The 13422-nt window shown below is 71.5% G+C and carries 12 protein-coding genes; 1 reads left to right on the forward strand and 11 read right to left on the reverse strand.

Annotated features, from left to right (window positions below; all coding sequences use genetic code 11):
* Positions 1-50: 50 nt before the first annotated feature.
* The 11 genes from pstB to mshD all read right to left on the reverse strand — a co-directional run bounded on the left by pstB (position 51) and on the right by mshD (position 11377).
* Complete coding sequence (gene pstB, locus OHS17_RS17795; protein WP_330312957.1) at positions 51-827, reverse strand: phosphate ABC transporter ATP-binding protein PstB; 777 nt, start codon at positions 825-827, stop codon at positions 51-53.
* Positions 828-854: 27 nt separating this feature from the next.
* The gene (pstA, locus tag OHS17_RS17800; RefSeq protein ID WP_330312958.1) at positions 855-1943 is read right to left on the reverse strand and encodes a phosphate ABC transporter permease PstA; all 1089 of its coding nucleotides are present in this window, start codon (positions 1941-1943) and stop codon (positions 855-857) included.
* On the reverse strand, positions 1940-2923 hold the full coding sequence (pstC, locus tag OHS17_RS17805; protein WP_330312959.1) for a phosphate ABC transporter permease subunit PstC: 984 nt from the start codon (positions 2921-2923) through the stop codon (positions 1940-1942). Before pstC ends, pstA begins: the two co-directional genes overlap by 4 nt.
* 129 nt (positions 2924-3052) lie before the next feature.
* Entirely contained in the window at positions 3053-4189 is a 1137-nt protein-coding gene (gene pstS, locus OHS17_RS17810; RefSeq protein WP_330312960.1) for a phosphate ABC transporter substrate-binding protein PstS, read from the reverse strand.
* 174 nt (positions 4190-4363) lie between these two features.
* A complete protein-coding gene (locus tag OHS17_RS17815) occupies positions 4364-4777 on the reverse strand; it encodes an NUDIX hydrolase (RefSeq protein WP_330312961.1) in 414 nt (137 codons plus the stop codon).
* Positions 4774-5811, reverse strand: coding sequence for a CHAD domain-containing protein (locus tag OHS17_RS17820; protein ID WP_330312962.1), 1038 nt, complete (start codon positions 5809-5811; stop codon positions 4774-4776). Before OHS17_RS17820 ends, OHS17_RS17815 begins: the two co-directional genes overlap by 4 nt.
* Positions 5777-8029: an RNA degradosome polyphosphate kinase gene (locus OHS17_RS17825; protein WP_018101670.1), complete on the reverse strand. Its 2253-nt coding sequence runs from the start codon at positions 8027-8029 to the stop codon at positions 5777-5779. The genes OHS17_RS17820 and OHS17_RS17825 overlap by 35 nt, the downstream gene beginning before the upstream one ends.
* A 251-nt stretch (positions 8030-8280) precedes the next feature.
* The gene (locus OHS17_RS17830; protein WP_330312963.1) at positions 8281-9054 is read right to left on the reverse strand and encodes a hypothetical protein; all 774 of its coding nucleotides are present in this window, start codon (positions 9052-9054) and stop codon (positions 8281-8283) included.
* Positions 9051-9941, reverse strand: a complete 891-nt coding sequence (locus OHS17_RS17835; protein WP_330312964.1) for an ABC transporter ATP-binding protein — start codon at positions 9939-9941, stop codon at positions 9051-9053. Before OHS17_RS17835 ends, OHS17_RS17830 begins: the two co-directional genes overlap by 4 nt.
* On the reverse strand, positions 9938-10348 hold the full coding sequence (locus OHS17_RS17840) for a GntR family transcriptional regulator (RefSeq protein WP_018101667.1): 411 nt from the start codon (positions 10346-10348) through the stop codon (positions 9938-9940). Before OHS17_RS17840 ends, OHS17_RS17835 begins: the two co-directional genes overlap by 4 nt.
* A gap of 90 nt (positions 10349-10438) precedes the next feature.
* Positions 10439-11377, reverse strand: coding sequence for a mycothiol synthase (gene mshD / locus OHS17_RS17845; RefSeq protein ID WP_330312965.1), 939 nt, complete (start codon positions 11375-11377; stop codon positions 10439-10441).
* Between the two features lie 131 nt (positions 11378-11508).
* Between mshD and OHS17_RS17850 the strand changes: the two genes are divergently transcribed.
* On the forward strand, positions 11509-13386 hold the full coding sequence (locus OHS17_RS17850; protein WP_330312966.1) for a bifunctional metallophosphatase/5'-nucleotidase: 1878 nt from the start codon (positions 11509-11511) through the stop codon (positions 13384-13386).
* Positions 13387-13422 lie beyond the last annotated feature (36 nt).

The following is a 13422-nucleotide window of genomic DNA, read 5'->3' on the forward strand; positions in this document are numbered from 1 at the left end:
GGTGGCACCGCCATGCAGCACCCCAAGGCCGTACGGGAGGGCCGTCGGGATCAGCCGAAGCGGCCGGAGATGTAGTCCTCGGTGGCCTGGACCGACGGGTTGGAGAAGATGCGTTCCGTCTCGTCGATCTCGATGAGCTTGCCGGGCTTGCCGACGGCCGCCAGGTTGAAGAACGCGGTGCGGTCCGAGACGCGGGCCGCCTGCTGCATGTTGTGCGTGACGATGACGATCGTGAACCGCTCCTTGAGCTCGCCGACCAGGTCCTCGATGGCGAGGGTGGAGATCGGGTCGAGGGCGGAGCACGGCTCGTCCATCAGCAGCACGTCCGGCTCGACGGCGATCGCGCGGGCGATGCACAGGCGCTGCTGCTGGCCGCCGGAGAGGCCGGAGCCGGGCTTGTTCAGCCGGTCCTTGACCTCGTTCCACAGGTTCGCGCCGCGCAGGGACTTCTCCACGACGTCGTTGAGGGCGCTCTTGCGGTACGAGCCGTTGAGGCGCAGGCCCGCCGCCACGTTGTCGAAGATCGACATGGTGGGGAAGGGGTTCGGGCGCTGGAAGACCATGCCGACCGTACGGCGTACGGTCACCGGGTCGACGTGCGTCCCGTACAGGTTCTCGTCGTCCAGGAGCACCTTGCCCTCGACGCGGCCGCCGGGGGTGACCTCGTGCATCCGGTTCAGGGTGCGCAGGAAGGTGGACTTGCCGCAGCCGGAGGGGCCGATGAAGGCGGTCACCGAGCGGGGCTCGATGGTCATGGAGATGTCGTCTATCGCCTTGTGGCTGCCGTAGTAGGCCGACAGTCCGCTGACGTCAATGCGCTTGGCCATCTGAATCACTGCTGCTTTCCGCCGGGCCTAGCGGCCGGTCTTGGGGGCCTTCCAGCGGGCGATGCCGCGGGCCACCAGGTTGAGGATCATGACGAAGGCGATCAGGACCAGGGCCGCTGCCCAGGCGCGGTCGTAGGACGCGGCCTCCCCGATCTTGTACTGCTCGTAGATGTAGAAGGGCAGTGACGACTGGGCGCCTTCGAAGGGGTTGGTGTTGATCAGCTGGCTGCCGAAGACCAGCAGGATGATCGGGGCGGTCTCGCCGGCGATGCGGGCGACGGCGAGCATGACGCCGGTCGCGATGCCGCCGATCGCGGTCGGCAGGACCACCTTCAGGATCGTGCGCCACTTCGGGATGCCGAGGGCGAGGGACGCCTCGCGGAGCTCGTTCGGGACGAGCTTGAGCATCTCCTCGGTGGAGCGGACGACGACCGGGATCATCAGGATCGTCAGGGCGAGCGCGCCCATCAGGCCGGAGGGTTCCAGGCCCGCGATGAGCATGATCGACAGGATGAAGAGACCGGCCACGATCGACGGGATGCCGGTCATGACGTCCACGAAGAAGGTGACGGCCCTGGCCAGCGCGCCCTTGCCGTACTCCACCAGGTAGACCGCGGTGAGCAGGCCGAGCGGGGCGGAGATCAGGGTGGCGATGCCGACCTGTTCCAGGGTGCCGATCAGCGCGTGGTAGACGCCGCCGCTGGCCTCGGGGCCGAGGACCCCGGCCATCGAGTGGGTCAGGAAGTAGCCGTCCAGGCGTTCGGAGCCGCGGCTGACGGTCGTCCAGAGCAGCGAGGCCAGCGGGACGACGGCGAGCAGGAAGCACACCCAGACCAGGCTGGTGGCGAGGCGGTCGCGGGCCTGGCGCTGGTTCTCCACCACGCTGGTGGCGACGTACGAGATGACCAGGAAGAACAGCGCGGAGATCAGACCCCACTGCACACGGCTCTGCCAGCCGGCGGCGAGGCTCAGACCGACGCCGAGGGCGATCGCGGCGACGGCGAAGCCGAGCGGCGCGAGGCGCGGCAGGGACCGGCTGCTGAGGCTGCCCTTCGGGGCGGCCGGTGCGGGCGTCGGGAGGTCCTGGACGCCGGGGGTGGTGGTGGCGTGGCTCATGCGTTGGCCCCCGAGTACTCCTTGCGGCGGGCGATGATGAGCCGGGCCGCGCCGTTGACCAGCAGGGTGAGGACGAAGAGGACCAGGCCGGAGGCGATCAGGGCGTCCCGCCCGAACGCGTCGGCCTCGCCGAACTTCGCCGCGATGTTCTGGGCGAACGTCCCGCCGCCCGGGTTCAGCACGTGCAGCGAGATCAGGAAGTTCGGCGACAGGACGGTGGCGACGGCCATCGTCTCGCCGAGCGCGCGGCCGAGGCCCAGCATCGAGGCGGAGATGACGCCGGAGCGGCCGAACGGCAGGACCGAGAGGCGGATGACCTCCCAGCGCGTGGCGCCGAGGGCGAGCGCGGCCTCCTCGTTCATCCGGGGGACCTGGCGGAAGACCTCGCGGCTGACGCTGGTCACGATCGGCAGGATCATGATCGCGAGCAGGATGCCGACGGTGAAGAGGGAGCGGGCGACGCCGATCTCGGTCTTCTCGAAGACGTAGGTCCAGCCGAAGAACTGGTCGAGCCAGAGGTTGAGCCCCTCCAGGTACGGCACGAGGACGAGGGCGCCCCAGATGCCGTAGACGATGCTGGGGACGGCGGCGAGCAGGTCGATGACGTACGCGATCGGGCCGGCCAGCCTGCGCGGGGCGTAGTGCGAGATGAAGAGGGCGATGCCGACGGCGACCGGGACCGCGATGGCCATCGCGATGACGGAGCTGACGACGGTCCCGAAGAGCAGGACGGCGATGCCGAAGACGGGCGGGTCACCGGCCGGGTTCCAGTCGAAGGTGGTGAGGAAGTTGCCCTCGTCCTTCGAGATGGCGATCGCGGCGCGGTAGGTGAGGAACACGGCGATCGACGCCATGATCACCAGGAGCAGGATGCCGGAGCCGCGGGAGAGGCCGAGGAAGATCCGGTCCCCGGCGCGGCCCGTGGACCGGGGGCCAGATCGCCTGCCCGGCGGGGTCTGTATCTGTGTGGTGGAAGCCATGGTCTTTCCGGTCTGTGTGGGGGAGCCGGGGCTCCCCTGGCGGCGGTGCACCGGAGGGGCTGCGATCGGGGCCGGTCCGGAGGGGTGTTCCGGACCGGCCGCCGGATGCGCTGGGTGTCGTACGGCTGGTTACGAGAGGCCGGCGACGGTCTCGCGGACCTTGGCGTTGATCTCCTCGGGGATCGGGGCGTAGCCCGCCTCGGTGAGGAGCTTCTGGCCGTCCGCGGAGGCGGTGTAGGTCAGGAAGGACTTGACGGTGCCGAGGGTGTCGGCCTTGTTGCCGGTGTCGCAGACGACCTCGTACGTGACGAGGACCAGCGGGTAGGCGCCGTCGGCCTTGGTGGTGTAGTCGAGGTCGAGCGCCAGGTCCTTGCCGGTGCCCTTGACCTTGGCGGCGGCGATGGCCTTGGAGGCGTTCTCGGAGGACGCCTTGACCGGGGCGGAGCCGCCGGTGTCGATGTCGACCGTGGAGATCTGCTGCGAGGTGGCGTAGGACAGCTCGAAGTAGCCGATGGCTCCGTCGACCTGCTTGACCGAGGAGGCGACGCCGGAGGAGCCGGACGCGGCCTGGCCGCCGGGGGCGGGCCACTTCTTCTCGGCCTCGTACGTCCAGTCCTTCGGGGCCGCGGCGCCGAGGTACTTGCCGAGGTTCTGGGTGGTGCCGGAGTCCTCGGAGCGGTGGAAGGGCTGGATCGCCTTGTCCGGCAGCTTGGCGTCGGGGTTGAGCTTGGCGATCGCCTCGTCGTTCCACTTCTTGATCTTCGTGTCGAAGATCTTGGCGAGGGTGGGGGCGTCCAGGGTCAGGCTGTCGACGCCTTCGAGGTGGAAGCCGACGGCGATCGGGCCGCCGACCATCGGGAGGTTGATGCCCTGGCCGGACTTGCAGATCTTCTTGGAGTCGGCGACCTCCTCGGGCTTCAGCGACGAGTCGGAGCCGGCGAAGCCGACGGTGCCCTGGTTGAAGGCGACGATGCCCTCGCCGGACGAGGAGGAGTTGTAGTTGATCTCCACGCCGGAGCAGGCGGCCATGTACTCCTTGACCCAGAGGTCCATGGCGTTCTTCTGCGCGCTGGAGCCGGAGGCGCGCAGCTGGCCCTTGGCGCCGTCGCACTTGACGTTGGACGCGGCCTTCGTCTTGGCACCGCCGGTGGCGGAGGTCTCGCCGCTGTTGTCGTCCGAACCGCACGCCGTGAGGACCAGGGCGCCGGAGACGGCGAGGGCACCGAGCGCGGTGGCACGAAGCCGGTTCTTGCGCTGAAGCTTCACTTTCGGGTGTTCCTTCCAGAAGCCGCCGCGGCTGCTTGCGGGCGGCGTGCGACGCGGGCGGTGCAGTGGCTGATCGCTGCACCCGGTAGGTCTGAAATTAGGCAGAACAGGTGACGTGGTTTACGGGGGTGAGTGAACGGAGAGTGAACCGTGGCGGGCGGCCCGGTTCCGGCGTCACGCCTCCGGCAGCGTCCGCAGTGCCGCTTCCAGCACGTCGCGGTCGCGCGGCTGGGTCAGCGTTTCGCGGGCGGCCGTCGGGGAAAGCCACAGCACCGCGTCCACTTCGTCGTTCGGCGTGAAGGTGCCCGTCGTGGCCTCGGCGGACCAGTACGTGACCTCCTTCGGGCGGCCGTGCGCGACGTACCGGACCAGGGGCAGCACGGCCCCCGGCACACAGTGGTGGCCCGTCTCCTCCAGGACCTCGCGAGCCGCCGCCTCCCGCAGGGACTCGCCGCGCTTCAGCTTGCCCTTGGGGAACGACCAGTCGTCGTAACGCGGCCGGTGTACGAGGCACAGCTCCACGCCCCCGGCGGGCGCGGGCGGCCGGCGCCACAGGACGCAGCCCGCCGCCCGCACCGTGCCGCTCACGGCCGCGCCGCCCCCGTCGTCGCACAGGCCCAGCTCTCGCGGAAGACCGCGCGTGCCGCCTCCACCTCGTGGCGCTGGTCGGCGTGGAGCACGCCCAGGGCGTACGCGGTCGCCGGGGCGATCCTCGGGGTGCGGGCGGCCGCGGCCGCCGCGCCGGCCGCCTCCGCCGCGTCCCGGTGCAGGTCGAGGGCGCGGCCCGGGGCGGCCAGGACCGGATCGGGGGCGCCGTGCACCACCTCGTGGGCGTAGCGGTGCAGCCGGAGGAGCAGGCGGGTCTGGTGCCAGGGCGCGTCGTGCGCCTCGTTGTACGGCTCCGCCGACTCGTCGGAGGGCAGTGCGGCGACGGCCCCCAGCAGCCGCTGCTCGGCCCGGTCCGCGGGCCCGGCGAGCAGTTCGCCGGCGGGGCCGGTCGCGGCAGGGGCGAGCGGGACCTCGGAGGCGAGCAGCGCGACCGCGTCGGCCACCGCGTGGAAGCGGGCGGAGCCGAGCGCCTGGAGGGCGGCGGAGTGGGCGCGGGTCCGGGCGAGGGTGAGCTGCCGTTCCAGCAGGGCACCGGCGCGGGCGGCGCCGACGCCGAGGACGGGGCGGCCCGTTCCCGTGGACTCGCCGCTGCGGGCGGCCGGGAGGACGGGGGCGCCGGAGAGGCCGTGCAGCGCCTCCAGGAGCCGGGTCAGCCGGTCCGCGTACGCGTGTTCGCGGGCGAGGGTGCCGGAGAGCCAGGAGAGCTCGGTGCGCAGCTGCTCCGCCCAGAGCGGGTCGAGCGCGGTGCGGAAGGTGCGCAGGGTGGCGCCGATCCGGCGGGAGGAGCGGCGCAGCGCGGTGGCGGCCTGTTCGGCGGCGCGCGATCCGGCGTCCGTGGGGGCGGTGTTCTCGCGGTGCAGGCGCAGGCTGCGCAGGAAGTCCGCGGCCTGGGCGCGCAGATAGGGGCCGAGGACCGACCCCGCGCTCACGCCGGTGATGCCGGGCGCGTGGGCCGGGGCCGCGGCCTGGGTGTGCTGGTCAGGGCGTCGCACGCCGGCGCCTCCGGGCGTCAATGAGCATTTCCTGTACGTGCCGCAGGGGCTTGCCGTCCGCGTCCGTGGAGTGCCGGGTCCAGTTGCCGTCGGGGCCCAGGTGCCAGGAGGAGGTGGTGTCGGCCATGCCGGTCTCCAGGAGGCGGCTGAGCGCGGCGCGGTGGGCGGGGTCGGTGACCCGGACGAGGGCCTCGATGCGGCGGTCGAGGTTGCGGTGCATCATGTCGGCGCTGCCGAACCAGACCTCGGGTTCGCCGCCGTTGCCGAAGGCGAAGACCCGGGAGTGTTCGAGGAAGCGGCCGAGGACCGAACGGACCCGGATGTTCTCGGAGAGGCCGGTGACGCCGGGGCGGATCGCGCAGATGCCGCGCACCCAGATGTCGACGGGGACGCCGGCCTGGGCGGCCCGGTAGCAGGCGTCGATGATCGCCTCGTCCACCATCGAGTTGACCTTGATGCGTACGTAGGCGGGGCGGCCCGCGCGGTGGTGCGTGACTTCCTTGGTGATGCGGGCGACCAGGCCGTCGCGCAGCGACTTGGGGGCGACGAGGAGGCGGCGGTAGGTCTCGCGGCGGGAGTAGCCGGAGAGCCGGTTGAAGAGGTCGGAGAGGTCGGCGCCGACCTGCGGGTCCGCGGTGAGCAGCCCCAGGTCCTCGTAGAGCCTGGCCGTCTTCGGGTGGTAGTTGCCGGTGCCGACGTGCGAGTAGCGGCGCAGGGTGTCGCCCTCCTGGCGGACGACGAGGGAGAGCTTGCAGTGGGTCTTCAGGCCGACGAGCCCGTAGACGACGTGGCAGCCGGCCTCCTCCAGCTTGCGCGCCCACTTGATGTTGGCCTGCTCGTCGAAGCGGGCCTTGATCTCGACCAGGACGAGGACCTGCTTGCCGGACTCGGCGGCGTCGATGAGGGCGTCCACTATCGGGGAGTCGCCCGAGGTCCGGTACAGGGTCTGCTTGATCGCGAGGACGTCCGGGTCGCCGGCCGCCTGTTCCAGGAAGGCCTGGACGGAGGTGGAGAAGGAGTCGTACGGGTGGTGCAGGAGGACGTCGCGCTCGCGTACGGCGGCGAAGATGTCCGGCGCGGACGCGGACTCGACCTCCGCGAGGTCGCGGTGGGTGCCGGCGACGAACTTGGGGTACTTCAGCTCGGGGCGGTCCAGCGACGCTATGCCGAAGAGGCCGGTGAGGTCGAGGGGGCCGGGCAGCGGGTAGACCTCGGCGTCGGACACCTTCAGCTCGCGGACCAGCAGGTCCAGTACGTACGGGTCGATGGACTCCTCGACCTCCAGGCGGACCGGGGGGCCGAAGCGGCGGCGCATGAGCTCCTTCTCCAGGGCCTGGAGCAGGTTCTCGGCGTCGTCCTCCTCGACTTCCAGGTCCTCGTTCCTGGTGACCCGGAACATGTGGTGCGCCAGCACCTCCATTCCCGGGAACAGCTCCTCCAGGTGGGCCGCGATGACGTCCTCTATGGGGACGTAGCGCTGCGGCGACGCCTCCAGGAAGCGGGTCAGCAGCGGCGGCACCTTGACCCGGGCGAAGTGGCGGTGGCCGCTGACCGGATTGCGTACGACGACGGCGAGGTTCAGCGACAGGCCGGAGATGTACGGGAAGGGGTGGGCCGGGTCCACGGCGAGGGGGGTGAGGACGGGGAAGACCCGCTGCCGGAAGAAGGTGAACAGGCGGGCCTGCTCCTTGTCGGTCAGCTCCGGCCAGCGGATCAGCTGGATGCCCTCGTCGGACAGGGCCGGGGAGACGTCCTGCTGGTAGCAGGCGGCGTGCCGGGCCATGAGTTCGCGCGAGCGGGTCCAGATCAGGTCCAGCACCTCGCGGGGCTGGAGGCCGGACGCGGACCGGGTGGCGACGCCGGTCGCGATGCGGCGCTTCAGGCCGGCGACCCGGACCATGAAGAACTCGTCCAGGTTCGACGCGAAGATCGCCAGGAAGTTGGCGCGCTCCAGGAGGGGCGTGGTCGGGTCCTCGGCCAGTTCGAGGACGCGTTCGTTGAAGGCGAGCCAGCTGCGTTCCCGGTCCAGGAAGCGGCCCTGGGGCAGCTCGTCGCCGTCCACCTCGGGTTCGTAGGCGTCGGCGTCGGCGTCGATGTCGGGATCGAAATCGGCGGCGGTGGACAGGGCCGTGCCCGCCCCGGAGGGGGCGACGGCGTGCGGCCGGTGTGCGGCGAGGGCGCCGACGGACGGCTGGGCGGCGGGCTGGACCGGGACCTCGGAGCTGGGCTGCTGGCTCATGGGCCCATTGTTCCGCGCGGAGCGCTCAGGGGGCGCGTCGGAGGAGGACGAGATCGCGTGGACGGCGCGGTCGGGGCGCGTTCTGCCGGGATTTCGCCCGTTGCGGGGGGACGGCACAGCTGGCTGCATCCTGCGAGGGTCGCAAGGCCGTCTGAATGCGTGGTTACGACGACATGACGTGCGGGAAGCGGTGGGTGGCCGTGTGTGGGGGTCCCGTCCGGGGCCGAGCCCCGGACGGGTTTGGGAATGCCTCAGGCGTGGTAGCGCCGCAGGACCCGGAAGGCGAGGGCGGTGGCGGCTGCGGCGAGGACGAGCAGGATGCCGGTTTCCATGAGCTGGAGGGGCCAGAAAGCTCCGTCGGGACGGACGGCCTCCCTGGCCACGATCAGCGCGAGGGAGACGACCACGGTGAGGGTCATCGATGCCAGGGTGCGCCGGAGCAGCAGGGCGATGAGCGCGCCGAGGGCGACGCCGAGCAGGGCGGCGGCGACGGGGACGGGGCCCATCGCCCCGTTCACCAGCGGCTCGGACGACTGCGCCGGGTAGTGCGTTTCGTGCGTACGGGACGAGCCCCACGCGTACACGGCGGAGAGTACGGCGACCCCGGCCACGATGAGGACGCCGGGCACGGCGAGCTTGGCTGCCAGCCAGCGGGCGGGGCTCACGGACTGGCTCCAGGAGAGCCGGTAGGTGCCGTCCTCCAGTTCCCGGCCGATCAGCGGCCCGGCGACGTAGAGGCCGATGAGTACGGGCAGGGTCGTCATGACCAGCCCGGCGTAGTCGAGGAGCCGGGCGTAGTGCAACTCGATGCTGAGGAAGTGGCGGACCTGGATGCCGCAGCCGGTGACGGTGTGCCGCACCGAGCAGCCGGTGCCGGCGAAGTCGTCGGCCGAGGCGGACGTGAACCACCAGGCGCCGATCACCAGGGCGATCCCGGCGAGGGCGAGGGCGCCGCTGATCCACAGGACCAGGCGGTGCTGACGTACGACGAGCCGGACCGGACCTCGCAGAGTGACCGCACTCATGCCGCCACCGCCTCGTGGACCGTCGCGCTCGGCGTGAGCAGCGCAGGGGCCTCCGGGGAGCGCAGGTGGGCGAGCAACAGCTCCTCCAGGGTGGGTTCGGAGCGGTCCCAGGCCGGGTCGACCGGGCCCTCCGGGCGGACCAGGGCGGTCAGGGCGCGGCCCGTCGTGCGGGATTCGATCACCGTGTGCGGGGTCAGGTCGCGGACCGGGCCCGTGAGCAGGGCGTGGGCGGCGAGCAGTTCGTCCGTCTCGCCGCCGAGGCGGACGCGGCCGCCGTCGATCAGGAGGAGGTGGTCGCAGGCGCCCTCCAGTTCGCTGAGGATGTGCGAGGACATCACGATGGTCGTCCGGTGTTCGGCGGCCTCGGCCATCAGGGCGCCCATCAGCTGGTGGCGTGCGAGGGGGTCGAGGTCGGCCATCGGCTCGTCCAGGAGCAGGAGTCCGGCCCGCTTGCCCAGCGCGAGGGCGAGGGCGAGACGGCTGCGCTGCCCGCCGGAGAGGTCGCGGACCTTCGCGTCCGACGGCAGCGGTCCGGCGATGCGCGCCGCCGCCTCCCGGTCCCAGCCGTCCGGGTTCAGCTGTGCACCCGCCCACAGCGTTTCGGAGACCGTCAACTGCGGGTAGAGCGGCTTGTCCTGGGCGACGTACGCCATGCGGGCACGCGATGCGCCGGGCGCGTCGCCCAGGACCCGCAGCGTTCCCTCGGCCGGCCGCAGGAAGCCCGCCGCCAGGGCGAGCAGGGTGGACTTCCCGGCGCCGTTGGGCCCGACGAGCGCGCAGACGGCGCCGGCCGGCAGCCGGAACGCGCAGTCCCGCAGTGCCCAGTCGCCCGTGCGGCCCCCGTATCTCATGCCGAGCCCCTCGGCCTCCAGTGCGGTACCCGTCATCGGTCCTGGTCCCCCTCGAATGTGCTGTCCAGTACGGCGGTGAAGAGCGCGCTCACGTCGTCGCGTTCGAGTCCGGCCGCCCGTGCCCTGCCCGCCCAGGCGGCGAGTTCGGCGCGCAGCGGGGAGTCGTCGTCGGCCGCGGCGCCGCCGAGCGACCGGGTGACGAAGGTGCCGAGGCCGCGACGGCCCTCGACCAGCCCTTCGCGTTCCAGCTCGCGGTACGCCTTGAGCACGGTGTTCGGGTTGATCGCGGTCGCCTCGACCACCTCCCGGGCGGTGGGCAGCCGGTCGCCCGGCTCCAGCAGGCCCAGCCGCAGGGCCTGTTTCGTCTGCTGGACGATCTGGAGGTAGGTGGCGACGCCGCTGCGCCGGTCGATGCGGAACTCGACTGCCGCGGACTCTGCCATCTTCACCCTTTCACTAATTGAGTAGTGAAAGGGTGCCGTAAAGAAGGGGCGGCGTCAAGCGACGCCGCCCCGAACACACTTGAGGAGGGGTCAGGACTCCGTGCGGTACATCAGGTCGACCTCGTGCGTCACGAAGCCCATCCGCTCGTACACGGCGAGCGCCGCCGGGTTGTCCGCGTCGACGTAGAGCATCGCGGTCGGCAGGCCCTCCGCCGCCAGGTGGTGCAGGCCGATCGCGGTGAGCGCCTTGCCGAGGCCGCCGCCCTGCGCGTCGGGCCGGATGCCGACCACGTACACCTCGCCGAGCTGCTCCTCGGCGTGCACCTTCGTCCAGTGGAAGCCGATCAGCTCCGTGGAGCCCGCGCCGTCCTCGCGCTCCGCCAGGAAGAAGCCCTTCGGGTCGAACCAGGACTCGGCCTTGCGGTCGTCCAGGTCGGGCTGGGTCAGGGAACCCTGCTCCGGGTGGTGGGCGAAGGCCGCGCGGTTCACCGCGAGCCAGGCGGCGTCGTCCTCGCCCGGGACGAAGGTGCGCACGGTGACGCCCGGCGGGAGGACCGGCTCGGCGAGGTTCAGCGGGTTCAACGGGCGGCGCAGCTGGCGCAGTTCCCGGAACAGCGAGAGGCCGAGGACCTGGGCGAGGTGGCGCGCCGCGGCCTTCCCGCCGTGCGCCCAGACCCGCAGCCGCTTCCCGGTGGCGGCGAGCAGGGCGGCCCCGAGCGCCCGGCCGTGGCCGTGGCCCCGGTGCGCGGGATGCACGACCAGCTCGGCGGCCGGTGCCTCCACGGGGTCGGTGTCCTCCAACTGCGCGTACCCGGCGAGCACGCCCCCGGCGGACAGCAGGAAGTGCCGTACGCCCGCCCGCTGTCCGCCCCGCAGTTGCAGACGGCCCTGCTCCGACACGGCCTGCCGGCCGTCGGACCGCGCGGCCTCGGCGAGCAGGTCGAGCACGGCCGCGGCCTGGTCGGGGGAGAGGGTGTCGAGCGTCTGGATCTCGCGTCCGGGGGCGGGGAGGGGTGCGTCAGTCGTCATGCGTACGAGCGTAAGCGCCGCGGCCGCGCACCGGTCGGCAACCACTTCGTAACCCCGTACACCTGTCGCGCTACGCGCGTTGACTCTAGGCTGCGGCTCGTACTTCACCCGCTGAACTCACAAGGGGACCGATGTCAGCGACACCGCAGAAGAACCGGGCGTCACGGCGGGTGCTCGCCGCCGCGGCCGGTCTCGCCACCGTCGGCGCGCTCGTCGCCGCGATGCCGGCCAGTGCCCACGGGCGCGGCCACGGGCACGGCGGCGGCCACGGGCACCACACGCCGGCCCGGACCGTCGACGTACAGCTGCTGTCCTTCAACGACCTGCACGGCAACCTGGAGCCGCCGGCCGGTTCGGCCGGCACGGTCACCGAGACGCAGGCCGACGGCACGACGAAGGCGATCCCGGCCGGTGGCGTCGAATACCTCGCCTCCTCGCTGCGTACCGCCCGCCAGGGCCACCCGTACTCGATCACCGCGGCCGGCGGCGACATGGTCGGCGCGAGCCCGCTGCTGTCGGGCCTCTTCCACGACGAGCCGACCATCGAGGCGCTGAACAAGATCGACCTCGATGTGACGAGCGTCGGCAACCACGAGTTCGACGAGGGCGCGACCGAGCTGGCGCGCCTTCAGAACGGCGGCTGCCACCCGGTCGAGGGGTGCTACGAGAAGGGCAAGAAGTTCCCCGGTGCCGACTTCCCGTACCTCGCGGCCAATGTGACGAGCGAGAAGACCGGGAAGCCGATCCTCAAGCCGTACACCGTGTGGAAGAAGAACGGCGTCAAGATCGGCTTCATCGGGGTGACCCTGGAGGGCACGCCGAACATCGTGACGGCCAACGGCGTCAAGGGACTCAAGTTCCACGACGAGGTCGAGACGATCAACAAGTACGCCAAGGAGCTGGACCGCCAGGGCGTGAAGTCGATCGTCGCGCTCATCCACGAGGGCGGCCTGCCCGCCTCCTCCTCGTACAACTACGACTGCGACAGCCCGGGCGCCGGTGACGGCATCTCCGGGCCGATCACGGACATCGCCAAGGGCATCTCGCCGAAGGTGGACGCCCTGGTCACGGGCCACACCCACCAGGCGTACGTCTGCACGATCCCGGACCCCGCGGGCAACCCGCGCCTGGTCACGTCGGCGGCCTCCTTCGGCCGGCTGTACACGGACACGACGCTGACGTACGACCGCCGCACCGGCGACATCGTGCGCACGGCGGTGAAGGGCAGTGGCAAGCACGGTTCGAAGCACCACGGTCCGACCCCGTCGAACCCGGTCTCCGCGAACCACCTCGTGAGCCGCGACCAGAAGCCCGCCAAGGACATGACGGACCTGATCGCCCGCTGGAACACGCTCGCGGCCCCGATCGCGAACCGGCCGCAGGGCTACATCTCGGCGGACATCAACGGGCGCGGCTCCACCGCCCCGGAGAAGCCGCTCGGCAACCTGATCGCCGACGCGCAGCTGGAGGGCCTGGCCCCGGCGGACAAGGGCGGGGCGGTCGTCGCCTTCATGAACCCGGGCGGCATCCGCGCGGACCTGGTGTACAAGGCATCCGGCAGTGAGGGCGACGGCGTCGTCACCTACGGCGAGTCGTTCACCGTGCAGCCGTTCACCAACATGATGAACGTCGTGGACCTGACCGGCGCCCAGCTCGTCAGCGCCCTTCAGCAGCAGGTCAGCGGCTCGAACGAGGCCAGCCCGAAGATCCTCCAGGTCTCCAAGGGCCTCACCTACACGCTGGACATGACCAAGTCCGGCGCGGACCGCGTCGTCACGGACACGATCAAGCTGAACGGCGAGGCGATCGACCCGGGCAAGACGTACCGCGTCGCGATGAACGAGTTCCTGGCGGGCGGCGGCGACGGCTTCGCGGCGCTCGGCGAGGGCACGAACAAGCTGGTCGGCGCCTCCGACCTGGACCTGTTCAACGCCTACCTGGCCGCGCACTCCACGGCCTCGGCCCCGCTGGACCCGCCGGCGACGGACCGGATCACGATCGTGCAGTAGCAGCACGGCGGAAACGGGGAGGGGCTGCGGACCGGT

It is taken from the genome of Streptomyces sp. NBC_00523 (assembly GCF_036346615.1).
Lineage (GTDB): Bacteria > Actinomycetota > Actinomycetes > Streptomycetales > Streptomycetaceae > Streptomyces.

Bases quoted from the DNA above. Each gene is read 5' to 3' on its own strand.
- pstB (WP_330312957.1), bottom strand. From the start codon at position 827: ATGGCCAAGCGCATTGACGTCAGCGGACTGTCGGCCTACTACGGCAGC.
- pstA (WP_330312958.1), bottom strand. From the start codon at position 1,943: ATGAGCCACGCCACCACCACCCCCGGCGTCCAGGACCTCCCGACGCCC.
- pstC (WP_330312959.1), bottom strand. From the start codon at position 2,923: ATGGCTTCCACCACACAGATACAGACCCCGCCGGGCAGGCGATCTGGC.
- OHS17_RS17825 (WP_018101670.1), bottom strand. From the start codon at position 8,029: ATGAGCCAGCAGCCCAGCTCCGAGGTCCCGGTCCAGCCCGCCGCCCAG.
- OHS17_RS17830 (WP_330312963.1), bottom strand. From the start codon at position 9,054: ATGAGTGCGGTCACTCTGCGAGGTCCGGTCCGGCTCGTCGTACGTCAG.
- OHS17_RS17835 (WP_330312964.1), bottom strand. From the start codon at position 9,941: ATGACGGGTACCGCACTGGAGGCCGAGGGGCTCGGCATGAGATACGGG.
- OHS17_RS17840 (WP_018101667.1), bottom strand. From the start codon at position 10,348: ATGGCAGAGTCCGCGGCAGTCGAGTTCCGCATCGACCGGCGCAGCGGC.
- mshD (WP_330312965.1), bottom strand. From the start codon at position 11,377: ATGACGACTGACGCACCCCTCCCCGCCCCCGGACGCGAGATCCAGACG.
- OHS17_RS17850 (WP_330312966.1), top strand. From the start codon at position 11,509: ATGTCAGCGACACCGCAGAAGAACCGGGCGTCACGGCGGGTGCTCGCC.